This window comes from Roseateles sp. GW821-FHT09H10, assembly GCF_059415865.1.
The window spans coordinates 100004-122125 of the sequence record NZ_JBWKOB010000008.1 but is presented as its reverse complement, the minus strand read 5'-3'; the positions used below and the strand labels follow the sequence as shown (position 1 = coordinate 122125).

The window sequence follows — 22122 nt, the reverse complement described above, 5'->3', positions numbered from 1 at the left end:
AGACATTCATGCGCCGCAGCGACGCAGAGCGTTGGGGACGTAAGACTCAAGCCGACATGGAGGCAGGCTTGTGGATACCCGAGAAGAAGCCCGCGCCCACGCTGAGAGAAGTCGTCAAGGAGTACCGGACGACGCAGGGTGCGAAGCTGCGTGGGGCACCCTACTACGAGCGTCATTGGAATGCCTACGAGGCTCTGCCCTGGGCTTCAAAGCGTATCGATGAGGTGACCCCGCATGACCTGGCAACGTGGCGTGATGCCCTCCTTGAGCGCGGGCTAAGTGCTGGGACCGTTCGCAAGGACATGACACTTTTGTCCTGCATCTTCACCTATGCAGTGAAGCAGCGGCAGTGGCTTGAACGCAATCCAACGAGCTTGATCGTTTGGCCCAAACCGGCGCCGGGTCGAACTCGCGTGGTGTCGGACGATGAAATGCGCTACCTGCTGGCTGCTGCTGATAGGAGCAAGGCGGCGTGGATGAGGCCGACCATCGAGCTGCTTGCCCGCAGTGCCATGAGGCGGGGGGAGCTGTTCAGCTTGAGGCGTCGCGATGTGGACCTCGAGGCAAGGGTTGCGCATCTGAGCATGACCAAGAACGGCACCGCTCGGGATGTACCGCTCTGTCCGGTCGCAGCAGAAGCTCTACGACGGTTGTTGGCCTTTGCATCGAAGGAAGCCGACGCGCCCTTGCTGCCGCTGAACTCTGCTGTGTATGTCAGCATCCGGTTTATTGCGACGGTGAAGCGTGCTCGGTCCATGTACGAGGCGGACTGTGCTGTCGAAGCGGTGGCGCTCGATGCAGGCTTTTTGAAGAACCTCCCGTTGCATGCACTGCGCCACACCGCTGCCACTTTCTGGGCGTCGTCGGGGCAGCTCGACATTCATCAGCTCCAGTCCATCACCGGGCACAAGAGCCTTTCGATGCTCAGTCACTACACGCATCTGTCGGCGGCACAGCTCGCCCGGCGACTTGCAGTTGTCGCCGCCGAGTTGTCCGCCGTGGCTTAGAGCTTTCAGGTATTGAAGGTTCGAATCCCACCCTCTCCGCCAGGTGGTGAGCAGAATGGGCCCTAGTGGCCCATTCTTGGTTGGGCTGATGCTCACTTTGGTCGGCCGCCGTTCGCTATCCTTGTTGCACAACGAGCAGGGAGAGCCCGATGAGTGTGAAAACGGCAAAGAAGGTGCTTGAGGCATTCCTTGCCAATGCCAACAGCGACGTGTTGGCACTGACTGGCGCTTGGGGCACCGGCAAGACGCATGCTTGGAATGAAGCCTTACGGGGAAACCGCGCCGCGATCAAGTTCGACAAATACTGCTATGTGAGCCTGTTTGGCATCAGCAGCATGGCGGAGTTGCGGTTGGCGTTGTTCACGAAGTCTGTCGCCGTGAGTACTCTCGGCAAGGCGCTTGACTTCGAGGCCATCAATGAGCACTGGCTGTCGTTAGCGAAGAATGGGATCAAGGGGCTGTCAGGAGTGCTGGCGCCTCTGATCAGGACCGTGCCGCACGGCGGCAGCGTGACCGTCGCGTTGGAATCGCTAGCCCCCAATCTAGTTAGGGGGACGCTGGTGTGTATTGACGACTTTGAGCGCCAGACCAAGCTCAGCCCGGAAGATGTTCTTGGGTTCATCACGGAATTGAGCGAGGAGCGGGGCTGCAAGGTCGTACTGATCTTCAATGCCGAGGCGCTACAGGGGAGAGCGACATACGAGGCGTGTCGAGAGAAGGTGATCGACCTTGAGGTTACTTACGCGCCTACCGCTCAGGAGGCGTTTGATCTGGTCTTTGCCGCTGACTTCGCTCACCGAAGTCTTGTTCTCAGCAACGTAGCGGATCTGGGTATCACTAACGTTCGCATCTTGCGCAAACTACACGGTGTCATTGACTGCGTAGCGCATGCTGCACGGGAGATGCACGCAGGCGTTCTGGAGGCAGCTATCCCGAGCCTTGTTTTGTTTTGCTGGTGCTTCTATTCGCCGGATGCATCGAAGCCCAAGCTAGCCGAGATATCCCAGTGGAATGAAGCGCTGTTCAGCTTCCGAGGTGAGGAGAACCTGGATCCTGTGACGCTTGGGTGGGTCAAGCGCTTGAAGGCCTACGGCTTCGCTAACGTGGACGATCTGGATCTGACCTTGGCCCGTGTGGTAGCACATGGTTATGTTGAAGGGACGGGCTTCATCGAGGAGGCGGCGAAGCGCCACGACGAGCTGATTCGCGGTGAGAAAACATCGCGACTGGAGCAGGTGTGGAGTAGCTTCCGGAATTCTTTTGGTGGCGATCCAGCGGATTTTGTACAAGAGCTTTATGCAGCGACCCTTCAGTCTATTGACAGCCTTTCAGTGCTCAATCTGAACAGCTCCACACGGACCTTGCGTGAGCTGCAACGTGGCGATCTGGCCGATGAACTTGTCGACGCATTTGTAGACAGGCATCGTGGGTCACCCGAGATTTTTGATCTGAGCGAGCATCCCTTCGGTGGGTCGGTCGACGACGCCAATCTGCGGGAAAGATTTGAAGATTTGTCGGCCAACCTTATTCCTCTACCCGGACTTGAGGAATCCTTGCTCTTTATGGCCACAAACAGTGGCTACAACGAAGAGCACCTGCAAGCGCTGGAGCAGGCCTCCGTCGACGACTACGAAGCGCTGTTCCTTAAGCAGCACGAAGACAGGAGGCTCGCGATGTTCATCAAGTGGTCGCTGAGATGGTCCCAGTCGGAGCATGCGCAGATCACCGAAAAGGCGATGGAAGCACTTCAGAGGATTAAAGCGACCAACATCCTCAACGCCCTTCGCGTTCAAAACTACGGCGTTTGACGGCGTGCACTTAAAATCGCTGGCGTCTCCCCAGCGCATTCGCTCCGGCACTACGCAGGCAGAGGCCACAAGTTCGCGTGAACACCGCGAGGCTGCTGCCAGCACCCCGCAGCGGGCCGAAAACAGCAGAGTGCGCCTGAGCCTTGAATGACCATTGCAGCGCGGGCGTGGTTAGCCTGCAGGCTCAGGCATAAATGCGGTGCGGGCAGCGAGCCATGTCACTTTGGTCGCGCGTAAGTCGCTGAACTGCTGATTCATGCTGCTGCCGGCGGCCAGCGGGCGACGGCCTCTTCAGCGTTCGGCTGCCAACACTCTCTGCACTACTGACACGCCACACGGGACCGCAGCCGCGATCTTCAGCATGCTCATGTTCTGAGCTCGCAGCTCCCGAATCTTGACCTCAACTTCCTGCAAGGCTTTGGGCCTTCCGAGTGGCTGGCCCGACTTGGTGCCAGTCTTCCTGGCCCGCTCGATGCCGGCCTTGATCCGCTCCTGAATCAGCGCTCGCTCGAACTCGGCGAAGACTCCCATCATCCCGAAGATGGCGCGGCCGGCGGGCGTGGTTGTGTTGATGCCCTGCTGATGCAGGTACAGGTCCACGCCTGTGCTGTGCAGCTCCTGAAGCAGGGTGATGAGGTCGATGAGGGACCGACCCAGGCGGTCCACGGACCAGGCCGCGACGACATCAAATTCCTTCCGGGCCACGCCCTTCAGCATTGCATCGAGCTGGGGCCGGTCCTTGCGTCCCTTGGCCCCGCTGATGCCCTTGTCGATGTACTCATGGGCTACTTCCCAGCCGAGCCGTTCGGCCACGGCGCGTAGCTCGTGAAGCTGGTTGTCCGTGGTCTGGCGGTCCGTGGACACGCGCGCGTACAGCGCGACCCTGAGCTGATGACTGCGTCTGGTCATGGGGCGACCTCCTAAGTGAAGGGCTCGCATCGTGCCTGCCTTCTATACGGAAATCAAGTGATTTACGTATGGGTAATTGACGGCCATTCATCGTGGGCGCACACCATCAAAGAAGTGGTCTAGTTTTCCGTATGGGCGACCAGGGCCTTACTACAGCTCGGCATAGATGATCTGAAACCTGGAGTCGCCGCGCCTGTAGCCGTCACGCGCACTTTTGAACACGCCTCCTTCGGCTCGAAGCGAGATGACCTTCGACACCTTGAAGATCTTCCACCCCGTCTGCTCGCCTGAGTCGCTGCCGCCAAATTCTTGCCAGGCTGACAACTTGTCATCACCCTTCGCATCGCGGCCGTACGTGTGCAGTTCAACGGCGCGCTCAGCAGACCATCCCTCGTACCGCAGCACAAGGATCTGTCGCGTTGCAATGGCGCTTTTAATCAGTGCATCCCAGCGGTTCATCGGGCCTCCTCACCATGGGTAGGGCGTAATCCTGTCACGCCAGCGCCGCCAGCGCATCCGCTGGTCTTAGGGCCCCACGCTGCTGAGCACGCATGACTACCGGGAGCGGCCGCGCCGATTTCTCGAAATCTGGCGGTCAAATCAGAGGGGGACGGACTTGACCCCCTACACACCCCGATTCAAGCCGCGACTTGGCCTTCCTAAAGTGGCCTTAGTTGAGCGTGGTGCCGGATCATTTTTGGCCCCGGTGAGGGGAGGGCGCTATGCAGAAGTTGGCACTTGGTCGCATCAAGCCATGGCAAGTTCTTGGTGCCGTAGCTGGAGGCTGCTGAGGACGCTGGAGCGCTCGGCTTGGTCGGCCTCGAACTGGCGCCGCCGCCGCTCAGCTTGCGCCAGTAGGTCACATAGCTCCGGATCGGCCTCGATGCGCCACAAGGCCTCCCTGATCGCGGGCCCGAACTCGGGGCTGTTCTTGGCCTTGTAGGCGAGGAAGCTGCCGTGTCGGTCAGGGAAGACGCGCCACCAGTTCACGATGCTGTCGGGGTCGTTCAGGTTCAGATACATACCTGCGCTCCATGAGATGCGGGATTGGGCTGGCGAGCCGGTCCGGACCTGACGTGCACGGCCGGGTCCTCGTTGGCGGACATGGCCGGTGGTCTGCCGCGTTGGCACCTACTCAGAATTTCTTGATCCGCAGCGGCGATGGGGCACGCCCCACGAGCTATGGACAGCCACTGACGGCCAGCGGCCAACGCTTCCTGATGAGAGTCGCAGTAGTCGCTCATTCCGAAATGGGCCGTGAAGACGCGTAGCCACTCGTCCTCGGTGTAGGCGTAGCGCGCTGCTGCGATGACGTCGATGCAGGCCGCATTCAGCTGCTCGACGTCTTCGATGGTGGCCTGCAGCGGTTGCTGGGCCTGATATGCGGCCTGGACCGCTGCATGGGCCGCAATGGTCCAGCGCGTGATGTCCGGCGGGTGCAGGCCGCGCCAGAAGGCGTGCAGGCCTCCAGCCTCTTCAAAGGCTGCTTTGGCACACAGCACCTGCCAGGCGCCGCCCAGATGGCTTTCCAGGGCGGTCTCGGCGGCCTCCATGGCCGTTGAAGGCACGTCAGCGCCATAGGGGTTGATGGCGAAGTAAGGGATGTAGAACTTGCTGTTCATGGGCGACTCCACGCTGGCAGCTCAGCGGCGACCCTCTCGTGTGGCCCATCGCAAAGACTGTGTATTTATACAGTACGTCACTTTTGGTGCTACGTCTACCCGCACTGCGCGGGCCCCATCCGTCAGCCGATGGCTGTATAAACATACAGTATGTGGGTGGATGCAATTCAGACGAGGCAGCGTGGCAGGCGACTGCCGCAGGAGCGGCTTGAGGCCTTAGTGCCCGTCCGGGGGCGGCTATGGGTGACGGTGCATCGTGGTTGGGCAGATGACGGAGAACGTCGGCCCTTGACGGCCGCACTGCTCTTTCAGCGTGGTGGCGGTGAGGGTCACTGGCGGCAGCTCGACCGCGTGCGAGTCAAGATCCGCGATGGCCAGATCATGGTGCTGGGCTACGAGGACCATGGCTTCAGCGCGAAGAGTCCAAAGCCGGTGCCCCAGGTGTGGTGGTGTGACCCAGTGCGTGAACCGGTTGACGAGGCCGAGGCCCGAGCCAAGGCGAAGTTCCCGCCGACGTTGGGCAGGGCCCGACGCACGTCGATGGATCAGCTCGCCCCGGCAGCCGGATCGGTAATGCCAGACGCGTCAGGAGATATCGAATGAAGTACGACGACACGCACGTCAACGAGGCCGGATTGAGCGTGGTGCGCGGCTCTGACTCGACATGGCGGCAATGACCGACGAGTCTGGAAAGCTGATGCGGTATCTCTTCTGCTCTCCGCCGTTCAGCGTGCCCTATGCTAGGCGTGATGTCTGGCGACGGCTCGTGGTCCATGTCGCAGATATCAACACGGGAGCGTCAGAACATGACCGCAGAATCGAGCCCCTTCAAGAAGCATTGGCTGTACCCTATAAGCATGCGTGTTGCAGCGGCAGGCGCGGTAAGTCTATTAGGTTGGATTGCGGTCGTTATCTTTCCTAGCAATGCACCGGCCTTGGCTATCTCAATCGCCAACGCGACTTGGCTGCCAAACTGGAGCATTGCGCTACTGGTGGTGTCCTTGGCCGTTTGGATGTGGTACCGGTCGCGCAAGGTAAGTCAAATGACAAGCGTCGAGTGGTTCGGCGAAATCGTCGACAGGCTTGGTGACTGCGGTTACGCGAGGATCTATTTGCGTAGCTTCGATCATCCCGACGATTTTCGTGAAGAGCACCGGGCCGACTTGATGAAAATCATCCAGACGCTCAAAGACAAACTTGAGTCAGGTGCTGACATCCAGATCGTTGCATTTCAATCCAACGACGAAAAATCAGGAGTGGACTGGTTGAGGGCGGCGCTAAAGCGGCGGGCGTCCACTTTGGATTCCGTTGTAACGGTGCATCGCACGCAACCGGTTGCCAATGCCACTTCCATGTACCTTTTCGACGACAAGCATATTGTTTTCAGTCGAAAATCTGCCGACAAAAAAACTACTTATCATGTTGAGGATTATTCAAATTCCATCGTGCATGAGCTTGTCAAGGAAGGGTTTGAAAAATTCCATAAGGTTTCTCGATGAAAGGGGCGCTGCTGAACTTCTCTGGCCATTCGCTAAGCGCAGAAGCATACAGTGTACTTGGCGTAACGTATGACCCAATCTATACGGCTCTACCAATCGAGTTTGACTTCGGTGCTGATGCAGCTCTTCAATTGCGGTCGCTTGTCGATGAAATTCCATTTCATCTCGATGGAACCTTTCCAGTAACTGTTATTCCGCCTGGCCAAGCAACGTTGGCAGTCCTCTTATTTGGCTTCCTTCACGGAGTGCTTGGGAATTTCCCACGCCTATGTTATTTGGAAATGTCCGAAGAGGGGGTATACCTTCCCAAGATGGACTTCAATATGACACTAAACCAGGTTCGAGCGGCAGGTCGTACCTATCGCGCGAAACTGGCGGGCGGGTAAGGCGAGCGATGGCGCCGAAGTAAGTAGTTTGTTTCTCCTGGCAGCTCAAGCCGGGCAACAGCCATGCCCGCTTGCACCCAGCAACCGACGTCTGTGTGCCTTTCCCTTTGGCGGTCATCAATCGAACAGGTCGCCTGTCATCGGCGGTGGTGGTTCCGGCGAGGACGGTGGCTTGCTCTTCGGCCTTGCTCGCCTGGCATTCAGCATCCGCGCTGTTGGGTACTCGGCGGCATCGCGCCACTCGTCTTCGAACACCTCAAGTGCGTTGGCCCATGACGCAGGCTCCGGCAGCTTCTTCCAGGGCGCGGGCTCAGGGTAGGTCTCCAGCAGCTCCGCGGGGAAGCACTGCAGGTACTTGCTGGCGTCGGCCACCGGGTAATACAGCCAGTCCAGGCGGACTTCCATGCGCAGGATGACCGGCACGGTGCGAGTGTCTGCTGGCTTCTCCAAGCCCTTCGATTAGGGCAAAACCCGATTTGTCGCTGGTTCGACCTCAGCCGACAAATGACTAGCGAAGTTTTAGCTTAGCCAATATCTTGTCCATAGTGGACGTTTCAAAATCGTCGGATAACATCAGCGACGCGGAAGATGGATCGATGTCTACAATTTCTCTATATTGTTGTTGGAACTTGTAGCCTTCCTCTCGATAACGCTCCAAGGACCCCCGCAGTTCGGCAAGGGTCGAAGTGTCGATGACCATTCGCACCGCCGTCCCTTCAAGCGCACAGTCGTAATAGCTTTTTCCGTCTGTCTTTGTGAGCAACATTCCTGTATCGCCACTAGCGATGAAGAAGTTGCCTCCATTTCGACATATACGATTGGTCATGTACAAGCCGAACCCGGAATTTCTCCAGTTTCCCTTGGTGCGGAGCTTTGACCCTTTAAAAGCTTTACCTGATATAGCGGGCATGAGCGCGTAATTTATTGCCTTTTTATCACTTGAAACGTCGATATGCGGATTTCTTGAGAGGCTACTCCTGAGACCGATTCCACAGTCAAGAATAGCAACCTCGACGCGTTGTTTAGTTGGCCAATGTTGGGCGCATAGCATAAAACGTTCAGAGCGGCTGTGCTCGACGACATTGCGCATTATTTCTCTGATCGAGAAAGTCAAAGTATCAAATAGAGACCCGTCGCAATCACCACAAAGAATGGAAGACAAGCGTTTGCTCGTCGCTTCAATTTGATCGCCGACTTCAATTCCTTGAGAAGCAGCCTGACGCTCCAACTCTTCGGTATCAAATATAGTTATAGGCAGGTAATTTCCGCTACCTTTGGCCTGTCCCGGCGCGTTTCCATGCGACAGGCCAAACGATTGGAAGAAACCCATGTGCGCCGCGTACGTCTTTAGTTCGTGTCCGACGCAAAGGATGTCGGGCTCGGGAACTCGTTGATTAAGTCGACGCAATTCGTTCGCCACTAATAGCATCGGAAAAGGCTCGATTAAACCGATGCGGGAAAAGTCGACTTCGTATACCGATTGCAATGGTAGGGCCGCAACTTCACGTCCGAATGCAAGAGCGGATCGAAGATTTAGGCTCGCGGGAACAACAAGGCGATGCGGTTTCATGAATTAGGTGCCCCCCTGAGGGACGTAAGGCACTGTTTGCTGAAGCGTCGGATCGCGCCGCTTCAAAAGCCCTTCAGCAGAGCCTTGTCGGCCTTAGCTTGCGCCGCCTGCTTGATGACCATCCTGGCATCTGGCTGAGCCTCTGCCTTCCAAGTAATGAAAGTCTCGGGATCATCCACTGCGTCCGACACCCTTACCTGTACGCCGCCGGCCGAGCCGGTATAGCTTCGCTTGCTCGGCATGAGCTTCACACCCTGCACCCGCTGCACCTCCGTGGCGGCAGGGCCTGAATACCCTGCCACACGCAGAGAGACAGACGTCACCCGATCAAACCCGGGCGTCTCGTAGTGCAACGTCGCCGCGAGCACTTTTAAAGTACCCAGCTTCGCTTGTTCGGTTGGGATGTCGCACCAGACCTGAGCAGGCTTGCCATCTCTGTTGCGCATCTCCGGGCGGCAGTTGATTTGGCCTGCCAGCCGGGCCTCTTCGCGTGTCATCTGCGGACGAAATTTACCAAGGCCTAATGGACCTGCTGGCGCGGCTTGGCCGGAGATTGCGGTCAGTGCTAGTAGCGTTACGCAAAGGAAATGGAAGCGCATTGGCGGGGTAGGCTGGAAGACAAGCGGGCGCGGGCTCAAAGACAGCTTTCCTCGCCAATGTAGCGCCCTCAATTGGGTATCCACCAAAAGGAGGACGCCGTGGGGGATGGCTGCGGCGCATCCCCCTTCTCACCCTCCCAGGGGTGATGGTGTCTGCGGCGCCCGACGCCGAGACCGGCGTCATCGCATCGAGGACGATCTTGACCGCCAGCACCAACGAACTGTTCCAGCTTGCCGCTGGCTCCTACCTCCAGGCCAAAGCGGCCTTGTCGCACCTGATGCGCCGGACGCCCGCGCAGATGGCCGAGGACCAGGCGCAGGCCGCTGAGTTCTTGAGCGGCGTTGAGGTCACGGAAGCGACGTGGGCCGAGTGGGAAGACACAGCCATCGACGCTCGACTGCTCGCGACATGAAGGCGCTTCTGATCTGCCTCGCCGCACTGGCTTTCGCGACAGGCGGCGCCGAGGCCAAGCCTGAACGCTCAAAGAAGCTCATTGCGACCTTCAAGCGCCTGAACCCGTGTCCGTCGACCGGGGAGACGTCGGGGTCATGCCCAGGGTACGTCGTGGACCACATCGAGCCGCTGTGCGCGCAAGGTGCCGACGAGCACTGGAACATGCAGTGGCTGACGTCGAGGACGCGCGCGCCAAGGACGTCGAAGAGGTGAGGCTTTGCCGGGTGCTGAAGCGCGTGGCGCTTCCATGAGCAGAGTGGAATTTCCCCCGGCAGAACTCGGAACTCACGGAACTCCTCTCTTAGAGGAGTTCCAGAGTTCCAATGCCCACGTCAATGCAAAGTGAAGGCACCGTCGTCGGGCCCCGGCATAGCGATATGCGTCTCCGTCAACGTGATCAGGCCATCGACCCGCAGCCCGCCAAGGCCCCTCCTCAGCATCTTTGCCCAATGCGTCTTCAGCTCGATGCCGCTTTCAATGAAGTACCCCTCAGCAAACGCTTCGAAGTCTCCCTTGAGCATGGCTTCGCCCCTGCACAGTACCGGGCAGGCCCGCACGGCGTCGTAGGCTCGCTCCGCCCACCCGGACAGGTTCGGCTGCTCATCAGTCGCTTCAAGAGCAATCGGCACGGCCTCAGACACCACAACGGCCGAGGACTCCGATTCCAAGGCTTCGCCTGATACGCCAAGGTCCATCTGCTGCAGTCGATAGGCGAGCTGCATATTCGTTGGGCCCTCCCGCTGCTTGTCCACCTTGACGGTGCATGAACCGCGCTCCCTGACGATCAGCAACTGTGCGTCGAGCGCACCCCTGAAGCTGGAATGGCCACGGGCCCCGCGTTGGTGATCCTTACCCGTGTGATGGATCAGAAGCACTAGCGCACCGGTGGCCGCCGCAATGTCGCCCGCGCGATTAACCACGTGGCCCATGTCGGCGCTGCTGTTCTCTTCGCCGCCGTTCATCATTCGCGCCACCGTGTCGAGCACAACAAGCCGCAGAGGCTGTGCTGTCGCGTCCGCCAGTTCCTTGGCGGCGCCGATGACTCGATGGGTGTCGATGTTGTTCGTACGCAGGTCTAGACCATCATCCACAAGCCCAAAAGGCAGGGTGTCCACGTCGATGCCGTGATACTGCTCGTATGCGGCAAGGCGGCTCTTGAAGCCATGACCGCCTTCGGCTGCGACGTAGAGGACGGCCCCCTGATCTACGACGCGGTCGAACCATGCCGCGCCACGGCACACGGCCATGCCCAGATCGAGTGCCAGGAATGACTTGCCGACGTTTGAATCTCCCACCAGGGACGCTGTCCCGTGCAGCGGAAGAAGGCCGCGAACAAGCCACTTCGCTGCGGGCCTGCCACGAAGCTCGGCTGGACGCCAGACGCGCAGCTTGCCCGAGGGCGAGGCCGCCCGGGGACGCACGGCGGCTTGGTCGCCATCGTCCTCAGAGATAGACCCGAAGTCCTCCTCGGCCGTCCGCAGGCCGGACGGAACATCTTCCACGACATCGGGATGGTGCTCCGTGATCCATTCGTTCATTGCCTTGCAGCTCGGCAGGTCACTGACCCGGCAGTCAGGGATAGCTTCGGCATCAAGCTCGCTGAAGAGATGCAGGCGCACGAAGTCATAGATGTTGCAGGCTCTGTTGCGCCCGGTCGGTGCCGTGTCATGGCTGCTCACGAGGCCAAATTCGCAGCTTGTGACGAAGACTCCGCCCTTGGAGTGCTCATTGCCCCCTGGCTCCGTCCAGTCAAAATGCCCACTCCGGCGGCTTTCTTGAAAGTGCTGAGGCAGCAATTTATGCAGGTCATCAGGCTTGAAAGCCCGACAGAAGGCGCCGATGAACCCGGGCTTTTCGGCGGGGTCTGCCATTTCGTTGCGCTCTGCGCTCGCAGCTTTGGCGCGGGCCAACGTGGCGGGGTCGATGACCAGGCTGACTGCAGACTTTCCCGCCGTACTTTCGTGAAGCCCCATGCGGCGCGGCACCGGGTCAACAACGCCGTCGGCAAAGACGGGCGCTGCGGTGTAGTGGACTTGCACAGGGTGATATAGGGACGCGTCAACTGCACCCTTCGGCAGCGACGTGGCCCATGCCGCCAGCTCTGCGCTGGTCCTAGGCTTCTCCAGCCAAAAATGGAGATGCATCTTGAGCTTGCCTGCGTGTTTGGCGTGCCCGGCGCTGCCGGACAGCGACCAGACAAAGCTGACGTCGGCGAACTCCTTGGGCAGGCTGTGCTCGATGAACTCCAACGCCGCTTCTTCGGGCTGCTTTACCGGGTCCTTAAACACCGGCCTGAAATGATCAACGTCGATCATGAACCAGTGAAGCGGCTGGTCCGAGAAGCAGTCGCCGCGTCGCAAGACGTACCCCGGCAGAAGCGGCTTTGCGAGGTCTTTGGCCGCTGCCTCGGCGGCGTAGTGGCCGTTGAAAGCGCCACGGATAAGGCACACATCGTGCTTGCTCTCAAGCATGCAAAGCAGCTGATACATGGACTGCAGCCCGTCGACGCGCGAGCATGTCGGCTTGAACTGCAAGGCGTCTTTGTAGTCGTCGATAGAGCCGTTAGCAAGCCACCTCTTGGCGAGCAATGGGCCGGCCGATTGCAAGGTGGTGAGGTTGTCCGACCCTTCGATGGCGACGGCGTCCGGCGCGGAATGGAGCGCCCCGGACCCAAACTTAGGTTGATTCAATTCTGTTCCTAGAATGATCGCGGACGCGCGCCGAGACGCGCGTCGCGAGGAAGTAGTAGAAGAGGCGTGCGGCCTCGGAGCGTCTTAGCCGCGTTTGCGGAGGACGACCGACACAGGCATGGGCGTCGCGAGGCACGCTCGGCGCAGGGTGCGACACCGGAGATCGTCCTCAACCTCTTGCACGGTCCCCTTGAGCGCCAAATGTGCGCATGCAAGTGCCCCCACCGATACAGAGGCTCCCATGCACTTTGCTACCTGCTGGTGCAGCGCGATGGGGAGGCCAGGCGCCTCTGAAGTGGCCGGCGATGTGTAGCCTGCAAGGTAGGTCAATGCGCGGGCAAACTGACCGACAAATCGCGCCGTCATCATCGGGTCTCGATGATCCTTCTTGGTCGCCTCGTTGGATTGGCGGGGCCCGAGGCCCTTCGTCCCCAGGCTCGGAAAAGAGCTGCGGAGAGCCCGAAGATGGGTTTTCAGTTCATCGTGGTCGTAGAACCAAGCGGCAGGCAGGGGCTCTTCGATGCCGCTGTTGGTGACTGGAGAAGCAGTGCGAGATGCGGTCAGGGAAGGTGTGTTCTTGCTAGAGGTGATGGGCTCGAACGGGGCCTTGTTAAATGCGTTCATGGGACCTTTCAGCCAGGATTGGCGCGTTGAAAGTCACAATGCTGCAGAGCCTCAACGCCGCCATCTGCTGGCCTTTCGCTCGCTGGGAGAACACCGCCAATTCGGCGGCATTGGCGGTGTTCATTGGCGGCTTTAGAGCAGCCCGGGGGTGGGCCAGTACGGCTTCTTCTTGGCCTTCAGGGCCCGGTCCAGAATCTGGCCGATGGTCTTGTCGTCCTTGCCCAGCCGCCCGGCCAATTCGACCAACGCACCCCGCCGCCCGCCCTCCGGCTCAGAGGGGCGACGCCCACCCATAGCGTGGAACTCTTGAAGCAGCCGTGCATCGCGCTTTTCACCCTTCAACATAGCAAGCTCGGCTTGAAGCGACCCGTCCCCCGTTGCCGGCCTGGCCTTCAGCAAATCGATGCCCAGGAATCCAGCCGTCGTGTGAATGCTGTCGGCGAAGCCGCGCAGGAGAAACAGGTTGAACTTGTAGTCCTCGGCCTCCGGCGCCGACATGGCGCGGGCGTGATTTGCGATTGCCAGCAGGGCCAGCTCGCGCTGGTCCTGCTTGGCAGCGCCAAAACGATCGAAGCCGTCATAGGCTTTAAGCATGCCGCCCTCAACCAGGGTGGCCAGATGCTTCGCTTCGTAGTGAAAAAGCGCGTCAATCAACCAAACAATGTTTTGGCTCATCTAAAAATACCTCTAATTAACTAGTAAGACCCATTTCCTTCAAACGGTCTTAAGTCAGACCGCCAATGCGGCGGCCCAGCCTGTCTTGTGAACAAGCGTCGCCGCGCAGACCAGTAGCGTTAGATCGCTATTGATCGGTATGACGGCGACGTCGGAAGGCTGAAAGAGAAGGAGAGGGCGGCCCCGCCCCGAACGCGCTGAATGGCACTCGGCAGCGGGTGAAAGGCGACGCGCGTGGCGTGCGTGCCGGGCACGGTCCAGCCCCGCCCGTCCCAAAGCGGGGTGGGCGGCACATTCAAAGCGCAGCGAAGGGCGCGCGGCTGGACCATGGCTCACAGGATATCTCAGGCTTGGAAGCTGGGCTTCGGGGGGGCGCTGGATGCCGCACAAGCCAGTGCAGCGAGCAAGCTGGATGCTTCGGCGCGGCTGCTGACGTTGAGCGTCTCGTGGATGCTCTTGACGTGGTCGCCTCAGTCGTCGCTGATGCCTGTGCCGGGCCTTCGATTTGGTCGCGGCTACGCCGAGGTTGAGCCCTGAGAGGACCCTTTATGTGTTCCTCAGCGAACCACCGTTAGGGTTGCGCCTCATGTAGCGCCTCGAACTCGCCCTACCATGAGGACGAACACAGAGAGGCCAGGGAGGGTGCAAGTTGGATCACATCATCACCAAGCCGTCTGGGCTTGTGGGGTACGCAGTCCACAGGGCGGTCGCGGGGCTCGTAGGCGGGACACCTGCCCAGTACGTGGATCAGGGCGAACATCTCCGCATCAGGTCAGAGGCACTGCTCACCGGAGCGACCCCGCTGCCCGTTCGGGAGTTCCAAGCCGGGAGCATCCTCGGTTTCACGCTCAGGGCCTCGACGGGCTCCAAGGTCAAAGGCCGGCATCGCTACTGGCCGACGCAGGACTGGCGGAGCCGGCACGCCTGGCTTGACCGCCAAGGGCTGCGACACGGCTTCGAGGTCATCTCGGTCCACTGCACCGCACGCATGGCGGTCATCGACAAATCAGGGCGGTCCTTCACCGTCGATCAAACGGACTTCACAGGCGTCCTGAAGGTCCTCGATGTGGACCTCTTCGGCGCCGCGCTACGCAGTGGCGTGGGCAGCACCGCCAAGGCTTTTGGCATGGGCATGATGTGCTTGTAGTCCAAACAACTAGCCAGACCAGGGGGACCTCAACATGAGCACCATCATCATTGACGCGACCATCTCGACGGTTGGCCCGCTGTCTATCGCCATGCCCATCGCTGAGGGGCAGCAGGAGAACGACTGGAAGAACTTCCCGGTGACGGCGATGGGCCTGGATAATGCCGGGCAGCCCAGGCGCACCGGCTACCTCCCGGCCAGCACCGTGCGCGGCTTCCTGCGGAGGGCCGTGGCGATGGCCGCGATGCGCGCCCGCGGGGTTGGCAATACGTCCATGCAGCAGGCGTACAGCGACGTTCTCGGCCAAGCTGGCGACGGCAAAGACGAAATCGATCTGGTCCAGATCGCGAAGGAGCGGGACGCAGACCCCATCCTGGACCTGTTCGGCCGGTGGTCCTTCAAGAGCCGCCTCCTCGTGTCCAACTTCCTGCCCGCCGTGCCAGTCCTCCCCGAGCCCATTACGGGCACCCGCAAGGACCTGGAGGACACCGAAGGCGTTCTCGAAGCCCTGACGGCTGACGACCGTTTGGCGTACTTCGGCCGCTCCGATGCGAATTCGGCCCGAGCTGCGGCAGAGGCCCTTGTCAGCGGCATCAAGGCAAAGCTTCGCAAGGCCAAAAAGGCCGGTACGGACGCTGCCGACCTGGAGGCGGCCCTCGTCGTAGCTGAGGCCAAGGCTTCCGAGGCCAAGTCCGCGATGGGCGAGATGCAGAACAGCAGCCGCACGATCACCACTTTCTACGCGCTGCCCCCGGGCTTGCACCTCAGCGGAAAACTGGTCGTCGAGCGCGCCCGTGAAAGGGACCTGGAGATGATTCTCACGGGGCTTGATGCGCTCTCGCAGCGGCCCTTGCTAGGGGCTCAGGTGGCCCGTGGCTGCGGGGAGGTTAGTGGGCGATTCGTGGTCAAGGTCGACGGCGCCCTGCACGCAATTGTGACGACCGGGGGGTGGATGCCTATGGTGGTTGAGCGGTTTGATGAGCCTCTCAGGTTGGATTCCACTGCTGCCGCAGGGGTTTGAACATGAGCGGGTCAAGCCACCTGATGGATTGGTGGCTACTGGAAGATGGTGGGCGGCAAGGACAAAACGCGCATCGGTCAAGCCACCTGATGGATGGGTGGCTACTGGAAGACCGGCATGACGCTGGGCGAGGTCATCGAGGGTCAAGCCACCTGATGGATGGGTGGCTACTGGAAGCGCTGGGTCTCCTAGGTCGTGGCCGCGGCCGGTCAAGCCACCTGATGGATGGGTGGCTACTGGAAGATGAGCCAGCGGGAATGCGCCGGGTTCAACGGTCAAGCCACCTGATGGATGGGTGGCTACTGGAAGGGCCGCATCTACGGGCCGAAGCGCGGCGCGGGTCAAGCCACCGAATGGATGGGTGGCTACTGGAAAATGTGCGACCGGCGGTCATGGGAATCAGGCGGTCAAGCCACCTAGCTGATGGGTGGCTACTTGAAGAGGTCAGCCTTGTCCTGCTTCGGCATCTTGGGTCAAGCCACCTTGCGGATGGGTGGCTACTGGAAGGCCAACGATCAGTAGCCCGTCGCGGCGTAAGGTCAAGCCACCTAGCGGATGGGTGGCTACTGGAACACGCGGCTGGAGCTGCGCGCAGAGATGACGGGCCAAGCCACCCATTGGATGGGTGGTTCCTGGAACGCCGCGACGTCTCCCTGCTTGCGGGTGAGCGGCCAAGCCACCCGTTGAATGGGTGGTTCCTGGAACATGTTGCGCAGTGCGGCGAGCATGTCGATCGGCAAAGCCACCCGTTGGAGGGGTGGTTCCTGGAACTTCGGTCACACCGATTTCGAGCCGGACCTGGGCCAAGCCACCTCCGTGGGCAGGTGGTTTCTAGAACTACAGCTATTCGCACGGTTCCAATGTCGCGCGCAAGCCACCCAACAGGAGTGGCTACTAGGGTCAAACGAAGGTTGCAATTTGGCCCCACGGGGCCAGCCTGCCCGATACCTGGGGATTCGCTGGACAGCACAGCGTGCCTGCGCACAGGGCGCTCAACAGATGCGCATTCCCTACGCAGCAACACACGAGGAAGCTTGCTTGATACCTCTCATGATCACCGCCCACATCACGGGCCCTCTGGTATCCGGAGGGGGCTACATGACTTTCGATGCGCTGCTGGCCGCAGCGGTGTTCGCCAAGACACAAGACTTGGAGGAGGCTCATGGGCGCCTTCCACTGGCCCGCACGGGTGGCATGTACCACGCCAGCGCGGCGCTCATGGAGCCCCTTCAGGTCGGCCGCAGGGCCATCGTCCAAGGCATGCGGCCTGGCCTTGAGCTCCTCCCGTGGCTGAAGAAGAACTCAGCGGGAGCGGTCCACCGCGCCTTCTCAAACATGCCGGACAACATACTCAACAGCTACCGGTCCATCGATGCCGAGACCGTGACCTGGAGTTGCCAGGGGGACCCCGACCGCATTCGGCCTCTGCTGGACGCGCTGCCCATGATCGGCAAGAAGCGCAGCACCGAAGTGACCCGCTGGATCATCGATGAGGGCGAGTTGGATGGCGTGGTGGGCTACGCTGACGAACCGTTGCGCCCCGTGCCGACTTGGCTCTGGAAGGGCGCTCGCTCGCATGTGGTGGCTGATGTCTGCTGGCGGCCAGCCTACTGGGACCCCCGACACAAGGCACCTTGCTATGTCTCCTGAGCTCTCCCGGCCGGAGTCCTCGCTGGACTTCTTCAATCGCATCCTCGGGCGCCACCTTGTCGAACAGACAGGTGATGCGCTGGCTGACGCGCAGCGTGCCCTCTCTGGCGGACACCGCATGGCCAAGGGCGGCGCCCCACAGCGCATTGCCTCCGGGTGGGCAGTCCTCAACAAAGCCGGCGCCACGTTGCAGTTCAAGCTCGCGGCCGGGGGCATCACCTACAGCGAGGCTACGCGCTTCGAGGCATGGCTGGCCTGCCTGGAACAGTTCGACGGTCAGCCGGTGATGCTGCTGGAGTTCGACAAGAAGCCCATCCCCGTCGGCAATCTGGCCCGCACCTTCGATTTGCGCCACGTGGTCATCTGCGGCCCCAAGGGCATGGAGGTTTTCGACTGGACCGCCCCGCCCGACCCGTTGACGGGCTCCCGTGCTCACAAGGTGCTCTGGCGTATGAAGACCGACCGTGAGAAGGCCGGGATGGTGACCGGAACCGCTGCCAAGGCTGCATGACAGGCAGAGGTGCCCTATGAGATTCCGTTCAACGGAGCAGGCCGAGTTCGCTGCCATCCTCGCCAAGCACTTGGCTGTTCAGGGTGCCCCCCTGCTATTGGAGGGCGGCACTGGTATTGGCAAGACGCGGGCGTACCTTCACGCCGTAGCGGCCTCAGGGCAGCGCGTTGCCATCGTGGTCCCCACGCACCAGCTCATCGACCAACTGCTGAACAGCGCTGACCTGGCCGCGGTGGGCCTCCAGGTGGCGGACTTCAGGCCGGCCTCGATGTTCGACAGCCGGGCAGCATATGAGGCCCACAGACACGCCGCACGAGCCGCCCGCGTGATGGTCTGCACCTCCGCGGCGGTCATAGTCGATCAGCGCCTGCGTGGGGACTACTGCGGTGCCACGGAGCGGGACTACCTGCTGTTCGATGAAGCCGACCAACTTCCCGAGATGGCAGCCTTGCAGTCGGACATGACGGTGAGCAGGACCGACCTGGCGAACGCTGGCATCAGCTTCACCGACATCGGCGGCACGCTGGCTCGCCTCGCTGAGGCGCCGCCAAGGGTTGTTGAGCCAGAGGTGCGAGCTGCGGCGCGGGTGATGCTCGAAGTCCTCGCCGACCCCCAGCCCTGGCAGCGCGTGGGCCTGGATGACGAAGGGGCCATCGTGCTCTCGCATCGCCTTCCCGGTCGCCTCTTGACCAAGGTTGCCAACCGGGCGGATGTGGCCTTCGTCAGCGCCACACTCACGGTGTCGGACACCTTCAACAACTTCCGCTCGGCGATGGGCATCAAGGACATCAGCCGTTTGTCCTGCTCCATCGAGCCCAAGCATCACGGGCATCTGCGTTTCGAGCTACACCCCCTGGAGGTCGACGCCGCCGAGTGGTTCGATGCGACCGTGGAGGCTGTCATGGAGGCCCAGCGTCCTACCCTGGTCGCCACCACTTCCCACGACCTGACCGCTCGCCTGACGGAGGCTATTGGGGAGCGTGAGGGGGTGGTGATAAAGGCCGGGGCCTGGGCCGGGCTCGATGCGCCTGTGCCGTGGCGCAGCATCGTCGTCCCCGCCGTGCCATTCGGTCAGCCCGTGGTCATCGATGGGGAGGTGGTGAGCAGCTACCTGGACGCCCGCACGATGGCCCAGAGAAGGCTCCGCCAAGTCATCGGACGCGGCCTTAGGTCCCCTGACGCGGACTGCACGGTCATCTTCATGGACCAAAGGGCCGGCAAAGTGGGGCAGTTCGTGCCCTCGCGGTTCCTGGCAGTCTGGGAGGGGCGGCGCGTGTTCCACGAGGGCGAGAGGTTTGAGGTCGTGCTGTCGAAGGCGGAGCGAGACCCGGCCCTGCGCAACGCGGCCTTGAAGCACTACGGCTGCCGATGCCGATGGGACGGCTGCCAGGTGACGCAGCGGCACATGATCGACGTGCACCACCTGGACCCCATTGCGGAGGGCACCCGAAGGACGACCCTCGCGGACGTGACGGTGTATTGCAAGAACCACCACGCGGAGGCTCATTTCCAGATGAAGGCGCTGCGAAGGGCCGCGGCGTCCAATGACGCAAAAGAAAAAGCAGGTGGCTCTTGAGGGGCACACGCATGGAGCCATCGCGGGCCCAGGAGTAGCAGCACCGAGGGGCGCGGCGCGTGCGGTCATCAGCTTCAGGAAAGCACGATCTCGGCCCGCTCAGTTAGTGCCTGGTCAGGGATGGCGACCTCCACATTAGGCCTGGATCGGCGCGCAGCAGCGGCATGGAAGCAAGCTTAAGCTTCGGCCTAGGCGACCTTTGGGCCTCAATCAGCGCAGTCTCGTTGGCGGGCCTCAGCCCGGCTGTGGCGACCCTCTTCTGGGCCGTGAGGTTACGGCCTGTTCGGCTTCACGAAGCGCTTCTAAGCGGCGCGCTGTTCGGCTTGCAGGGCTGCCAGCAGTCAGGTGCGGCTGCGGTGCCAATTCCTGTGCCACTTTTGTGCCAAACCAGCGCCCAAAAGAGCCCATTGCAGACCCTTGAAGGCTATGTTTGAATGCGTCCCGCCTCATCCGAGGCAGTCATTGGTGGATCAGAAATCGAGAAGCCCGAGAGGGGCTAAGTCCTTGCCTTCACAGGCAAATCAGACCAGGCCCTGCTTTGACGCCAGCACCGCCGCTTCGGCGCGGCTGGACACGTTGAGCTTCTTGTAGATGCTCTTGATGTGGTCGTTGACGGTGAACCACTTGATGCCCATCAGGTTCGCGATCTCCTTGATCGTGAAGCCCTTGCTCAGATAGGTCAGCACTTCACTCTCGCGCGGCGTCAGGCGTTCCCACTCGGGCGGCGGGTCCAGCGCGACGCTGCGGCTGTTGGAGAAGGGGGCGTGCGAGGTCGACAGCGCGCCGAAGCCGGAGTTCAGCGGCATGGTGCCGCTGTCGCCGCTCTGGCTGGGGCGGAAATGCGTCAGCAGGCGGCGGGCGATGGCCGGCGACAGTGGCGGCTGGCCGCGCACGATGCGCTGCAGCTCTTCCACCAGCACCTCGAAGCGGTCTTCCTTCAGCAGATAGCCGTCCGCACCGCATTGCAGGGCCGGGAAGAGGTGGTCGTCGTCGGAATACAGCGTCGTGACGATCTTGATGGCCGGCGAGCCGGTCAGCTCGGTCAGGAACTCCATGCCGTTGCCGTCGGGCAGTTCCAGGTCGACGAGGATGAGCTTGAAGCTGATCTCGGGGTTGCCGCCGGACAGCTTGGCCACCTGGCGGCGGGCGTTCTCGAGATCGCCGACCTCGGTGATCTCCATCGCGTCGCTGAAGCTCTCGCGCACCACGCGGCACAGGAAGCTGCGAGCGACGGGATTGTCTTCGATGATGAGAACTTTGACGGTCATGGGGGGAGACGGCTGTCGATTCGACCGACAGGAATGTAGCGCACAGACCCCTAGAAACCCGGGCGCGGCACTCGAGCGCACGCCCCCGTTTCAGGCTTCACGAATTGGTAAGAACTAACTTGCCGACAACTTCCCGGGCCGCCATGCGCGCGAAGGCGGCGGGCAATTCCTCCATGGGCAGCACGCGGTCCAGCACGGGCTTGATCTTGCCCGCGGCGTACCAGGCGGCCAGTTCGCCCAGCATGCGGGCGTTGTGGCCGGGCTCGCGCTTGGCGAATTCGCCCCAGAACACGCCCACCAGCGATGCGCCCTTGAGCAAGGCCAGGTTCAGCGGCAGGGCAGGAATGGCGCCCTGGGCGAAGCCGATGACGAGGTAGCGGCCGCGCCAGGCGATGGAGCGGAAAGCAGCTTCGGACAAGTCCCCGCCGACCGGGTCGTAGATGACATCGGGGCCCTTGCCCTCGGTCAGGGCCTTCAACTCATCGCGCAGGTTCTGCGTCGTGTAGTTGATGGCCGCATCGGCGCCGAGGGCCTTGCAGGCTTCGCACTTGGCGTCGCTGCCGGCCGCGGCGATGACGCGCGCACCCGCGGCCTTGGCGATCTGGATGGCCGCCGTGCCGACGCCGCCGGCGGCGCCGAGGATGAGGACGGTCTCGCCGGCCTTCAGCGCGGCACGGTCCATCAGCGCGTGGTGGCTGGTGGCATAGGTGCAGATGAAGGCGGCGGCGTCCTCGAAGCTGAAAGCCTCGGGCAGGGGCATGGCCAGCATGGCCGGAATGCAGACCTCGGTCGCGAAGCCGCCCAGGCCGCCAAAGGCCGCGACGCGCTGGCCGACGGCAAAGCCCTTGACCCCTTCGCCGACCTCGGTGACGACGCCCGAGAACTCCGTGCCCGGCACGAAGGGCAGGGGCGGCTTCATCTGGTATTTGTTCTGCACGATGAGCAGGTCAGGGAAATTCAGGCTGGCGGCCTTGATCTGCACCCGCAGATGCCCCGCGGGCAGGGGCGGCGCGGGCAGTTCACGCCATTGCAGCGCCTCGACGCCCACCGGGTTCTCGCAGAGCCATGCCTTCATCGTCGTCTCCAGAATAAATGGTGCCCCCACG

24 protein-coding genes are annotated in these 22122 nt (G+C 61.4%); 12 read left to right on the top strand and 12 right to left on the bottom strand.

Features of this window, described 5'->3' with window-relative positions:
* The first annotated feature begins 8 nt into the window (after positions 1–8).
* Both AC07OY_RS28015 and AC07OY_RS28010 read left to right on the top strand, forming a co-directional pair.
* Positions 9–1007, top strand: a complete 999-nt coding sequence (locus tag AC07OY_RS28015; RefSeq protein WP_495045894.1) for a tyrosine-type recombinase/integrase — start codon at positions 9–11, stop codon at positions 1005–1007.
* Positions 1008–1156: 149 nt separating this feature from the next.
* Complete coding sequence (locus AC07OY_RS28010; protein ID WP_495045893.1) at positions 1157–2815, top strand: hypothetical protein; 1659 nt, start codon at positions 1157–1159, stop codon at positions 2813–2815.
* Positions 2816–3106: 291 nt separating this feature from the next.
* On the opposite strand, the gene AC07OY_RS28005 is transcribed toward AC07OY_RS28010, so the two are convergent.
* The 4 genes from AC07OY_RS28005 to AC07OY_RS27990 form a co-directional block, all read right to left on the bottom strand.
* Positions 3107–3724 (bottom strand): recombinase family protein, encoded by a 618-nt coding sequence (locus tag AC07OY_RS28005; RefSeq protein WP_495045892.1) that lies wholly within the window; start codon positions 3722–3724, stop codon positions 3107–3109.
* Between the two features lie 150 nt (positions 3725–3874).
* Complete coding sequence (locus AC07OY_RS28000) at positions 3875–4183, bottom strand: hypothetical protein (protein ID WP_495045891.1); 309 nt, start codon at positions 4181–4183, stop codon at positions 3875–3877.
* Between the two features lie 288 nt (positions 4184–4471).
* Positions 4472–4747, bottom strand: coding sequence for a hypothetical protein (locus tag AC07OY_RS27995; RefSeq protein WP_495045890.1), 276 nt, complete (start codon positions 4745–4747; stop codon positions 4472–4474).
* The gene (locus AC07OY_RS27990) at positions 4738–5346 is read right to left on the bottom strand and encodes a hypothetical protein (RefSeq protein WP_495045889.1); all 609 of its coding nucleotides are present in this window, start codon (positions 5344–5346) and stop codon (positions 4738–4740) included. Before AC07OY_RS27990 ends, AC07OY_RS27995 begins: the two co-directional genes overlap by 10 nt.
* Positions 5347–5634: 288 nt before the next feature.
* Between AC07OY_RS27990 and AC07OY_RS27985 the strand changes: the two genes are divergently transcribed.
* The 3 genes from AC07OY_RS27985 (at position 5635) to csx15 (ending at position 7231) form a co-directional block, all read left to right on the top strand.
* Entirely contained in the window at positions 5635–5949 is a 315-nt protein-coding gene (locus tag AC07OY_RS27985) for a hypothetical protein (RefSeq protein WP_495045888.1), read from the top strand.
* Between the two features lie 203 nt (positions 5950–6152).
* Entirely contained in the window at positions 6153–6845 is a 693-nt protein-coding gene (locus tag AC07OY_RS27980) for a hypothetical protein (RefSeq protein WP_495045887.1), read from the top strand.
* Positions 6842–7231: a CRISPR-associated protein Csx15 gene (csx15, locus tag AC07OY_RS27975; protein WP_495045886.1), complete on the top strand. Its 390-nt coding sequence runs from the start codon at positions 6842–6844 to the stop codon at positions 7229–7231. The genes AC07OY_RS27980 and csx15 overlap by 4 nt, the downstream gene beginning before the upstream one ends.
* Positions 7232–7348: 117 nt before the next feature.
* Here csx15 and AC07OY_RS27970 read toward each other — a convergent pair whose 3' ends face one another.
* From AC07OY_RS27970 to AC07OY_RS27960, 3 genes are all read right to left on the bottom strand, one after another.
* Positions 7349–7654, bottom strand: a complete 306-nt coding sequence (locus AC07OY_RS27970) for a hypothetical protein (RefSeq protein WP_495045885.1) — start codon at positions 7652–7654, stop codon at positions 7349–7351.
* 85 nt (positions 7655–7739) lie between these two features.
* Positions 7740–8561: a hypothetical protein gene (locus AC07OY_RS27965; protein ID WP_495045884.1), complete on the bottom strand. Its 822-nt coding sequence runs from the start codon at positions 8559–8561 to the stop codon at positions 7740–7742.
* A gap of 302 nt (positions 8562–8863) precedes the next feature.
* Positions 8864–9400, bottom strand: a complete 537-nt coding sequence (locus AC07OY_RS27960) for a hypothetical protein (RefSeq protein ID WP_495045883.1) — start codon at positions 9398–9400, stop codon at positions 8864–8866.
* A gap of 200 nt (positions 9401–9600) precedes the next feature.
* On the opposite strand from AC07OY_RS27960, the gene AC07OY_RS27955 reads away from it, so the two are divergent.
* Together AC07OY_RS27955 and AC07OY_RS27950 are read left to right on the top strand one after the other, a co-directional pair.
* Positions 9601–9813 (top strand): hypothetical protein, encoded by a 213-nt coding sequence (locus tag AC07OY_RS27955; RefSeq protein ID WP_495045882.1) that lies wholly within the window; start codon positions 9601–9603, stop codon positions 9811–9813.
* Entirely contained in the window at positions 9810–10067 is a 258-nt protein-coding gene (locus AC07OY_RS27950) for an HNH endonuclease signature motif containing protein (RefSeq protein WP_495045881.1), read from the top strand. Before AC07OY_RS27955 ends, AC07OY_RS27950 begins: the two co-directional genes overlap by 4 nt.
* A gap of 119 nt (positions 10068–10186) precedes the next feature.
* Here AC07OY_RS27950 and AC07OY_RS27945 read toward each other — a convergent pair whose 3' ends face one another.
* The 3 genes from AC07OY_RS27945 to AC07OY_RS27935 form a co-directional block, all read right to left on the bottom strand.
* The gene (locus AC07OY_RS27945; protein ID WP_495045880.1) at positions 10187–12544 is read right to left on the bottom strand and encodes an AAA family ATPase; all 2358 of its coding nucleotides are present in this window, start codon (positions 12542–12544) and stop codon (positions 10187–10189) included.
* A gap of 610 nt (positions 12545–13154) precedes the next feature.
* Positions 13155–13292, bottom strand: coding sequence for a hypothetical protein (locus tag AC07OY_RS27940; protein WP_495045879.1), 138 nt, complete (start codon positions 13290–13292; stop codon positions 13155–13157).
* A gap of 8 nt (positions 13293–13300) precedes the next feature.
* Positions 13301–13843, bottom strand: a complete 543-nt coding sequence (locus AC07OY_RS27935; RefSeq protein WP_495045878.1) for a hypothetical protein — start codon at positions 13841–13843, stop codon at positions 13301–13303.
* Between the two features lie 649 nt (positions 13844–14492).
* Between AC07OY_RS27935 and AC07OY_RS27930 the strand changes: the two genes are divergently transcribed.
* From AC07OY_RS27930 to AC07OY_RS27910, 5 genes are all read left to right on the top strand, one after another.
* The gene (locus AC07OY_RS27930) at positions 14493–14990 is read left to right on the top strand and encodes a type I-E CRISPR-associated protein Cas6/Cse3/CasE (protein ID WP_495045877.1); all 498 of its coding nucleotides are present in this window, start codon (positions 14493–14495) and stop codon (positions 14988–14990) included.
* A gap of 34 nt (positions 14991–15024) precedes the next feature.
* Positions 15025–16011: a hypothetical protein gene (locus AC07OY_RS27925; RefSeq protein ID WP_495045876.1), complete on the top strand. Its 987-nt coding sequence runs from the start codon at positions 15025–15027 to the stop codon at positions 16009–16011.
* Positions 16012–17061: 1050 nt separating this feature from the next.
* Positions 17062–17661 (top strand): hypothetical protein, encoded by a 600-nt coding sequence (locus AC07OY_RS27920; protein ID WP_495045875.1) that lies wholly within the window; start codon positions 17062–17064, stop codon positions 17659–17661.
* The gene (locus AC07OY_RS27915; protein ID WP_495045874.1) at positions 17651–18172 is read left to right on the top strand and encodes a hypothetical protein; all 522 of its coding nucleotides are present in this window, start codon (positions 17651–17653) and stop codon (positions 18170–18172) included. Before AC07OY_RS27920 ends, AC07OY_RS27915 begins: the two co-directional genes overlap by 11 nt.
* 16 nt (positions 18173–18188) lie before the next feature.
* Positions 18189–19748 carry a DEAD/DEAH box helicase gene (locus AC07OY_RS27910; RefSeq protein ID WP_495045873.1) on the top strand — a complete coding sequence of 520 codons (1560 nt, stop codon included), beginning with the start codon at positions 18189–18191 and terminating at the stop codon, positions 19746–19748.
* A gap of 521 nt (positions 19749–20269) precedes the next feature.
* On the opposite strand, the gene AC07OY_RS27905 is transcribed toward AC07OY_RS27910, so the two are convergent.
* Both AC07OY_RS27905 and AC07OY_RS27900 read right to left on the bottom strand, forming a co-directional pair.
* Entirely contained in the window at positions 20270–21016 is a 747-nt protein-coding gene (locus tag AC07OY_RS27905; protein WP_495045872.1) for a LuxR C-terminal-related transcriptional regulator, read from the bottom strand.
* A gap of 97 nt (positions 21017–21113) precedes the next feature.
* Entirely contained in the window at positions 21114–22091 is a 978-nt protein-coding gene (locus AC07OY_RS27900; RefSeq protein WP_495045871.1) for an NADPH:quinone oxidoreductase family protein, read from the bottom strand.
* Positions 22092–22122 lie beyond the last annotated feature (31 nt).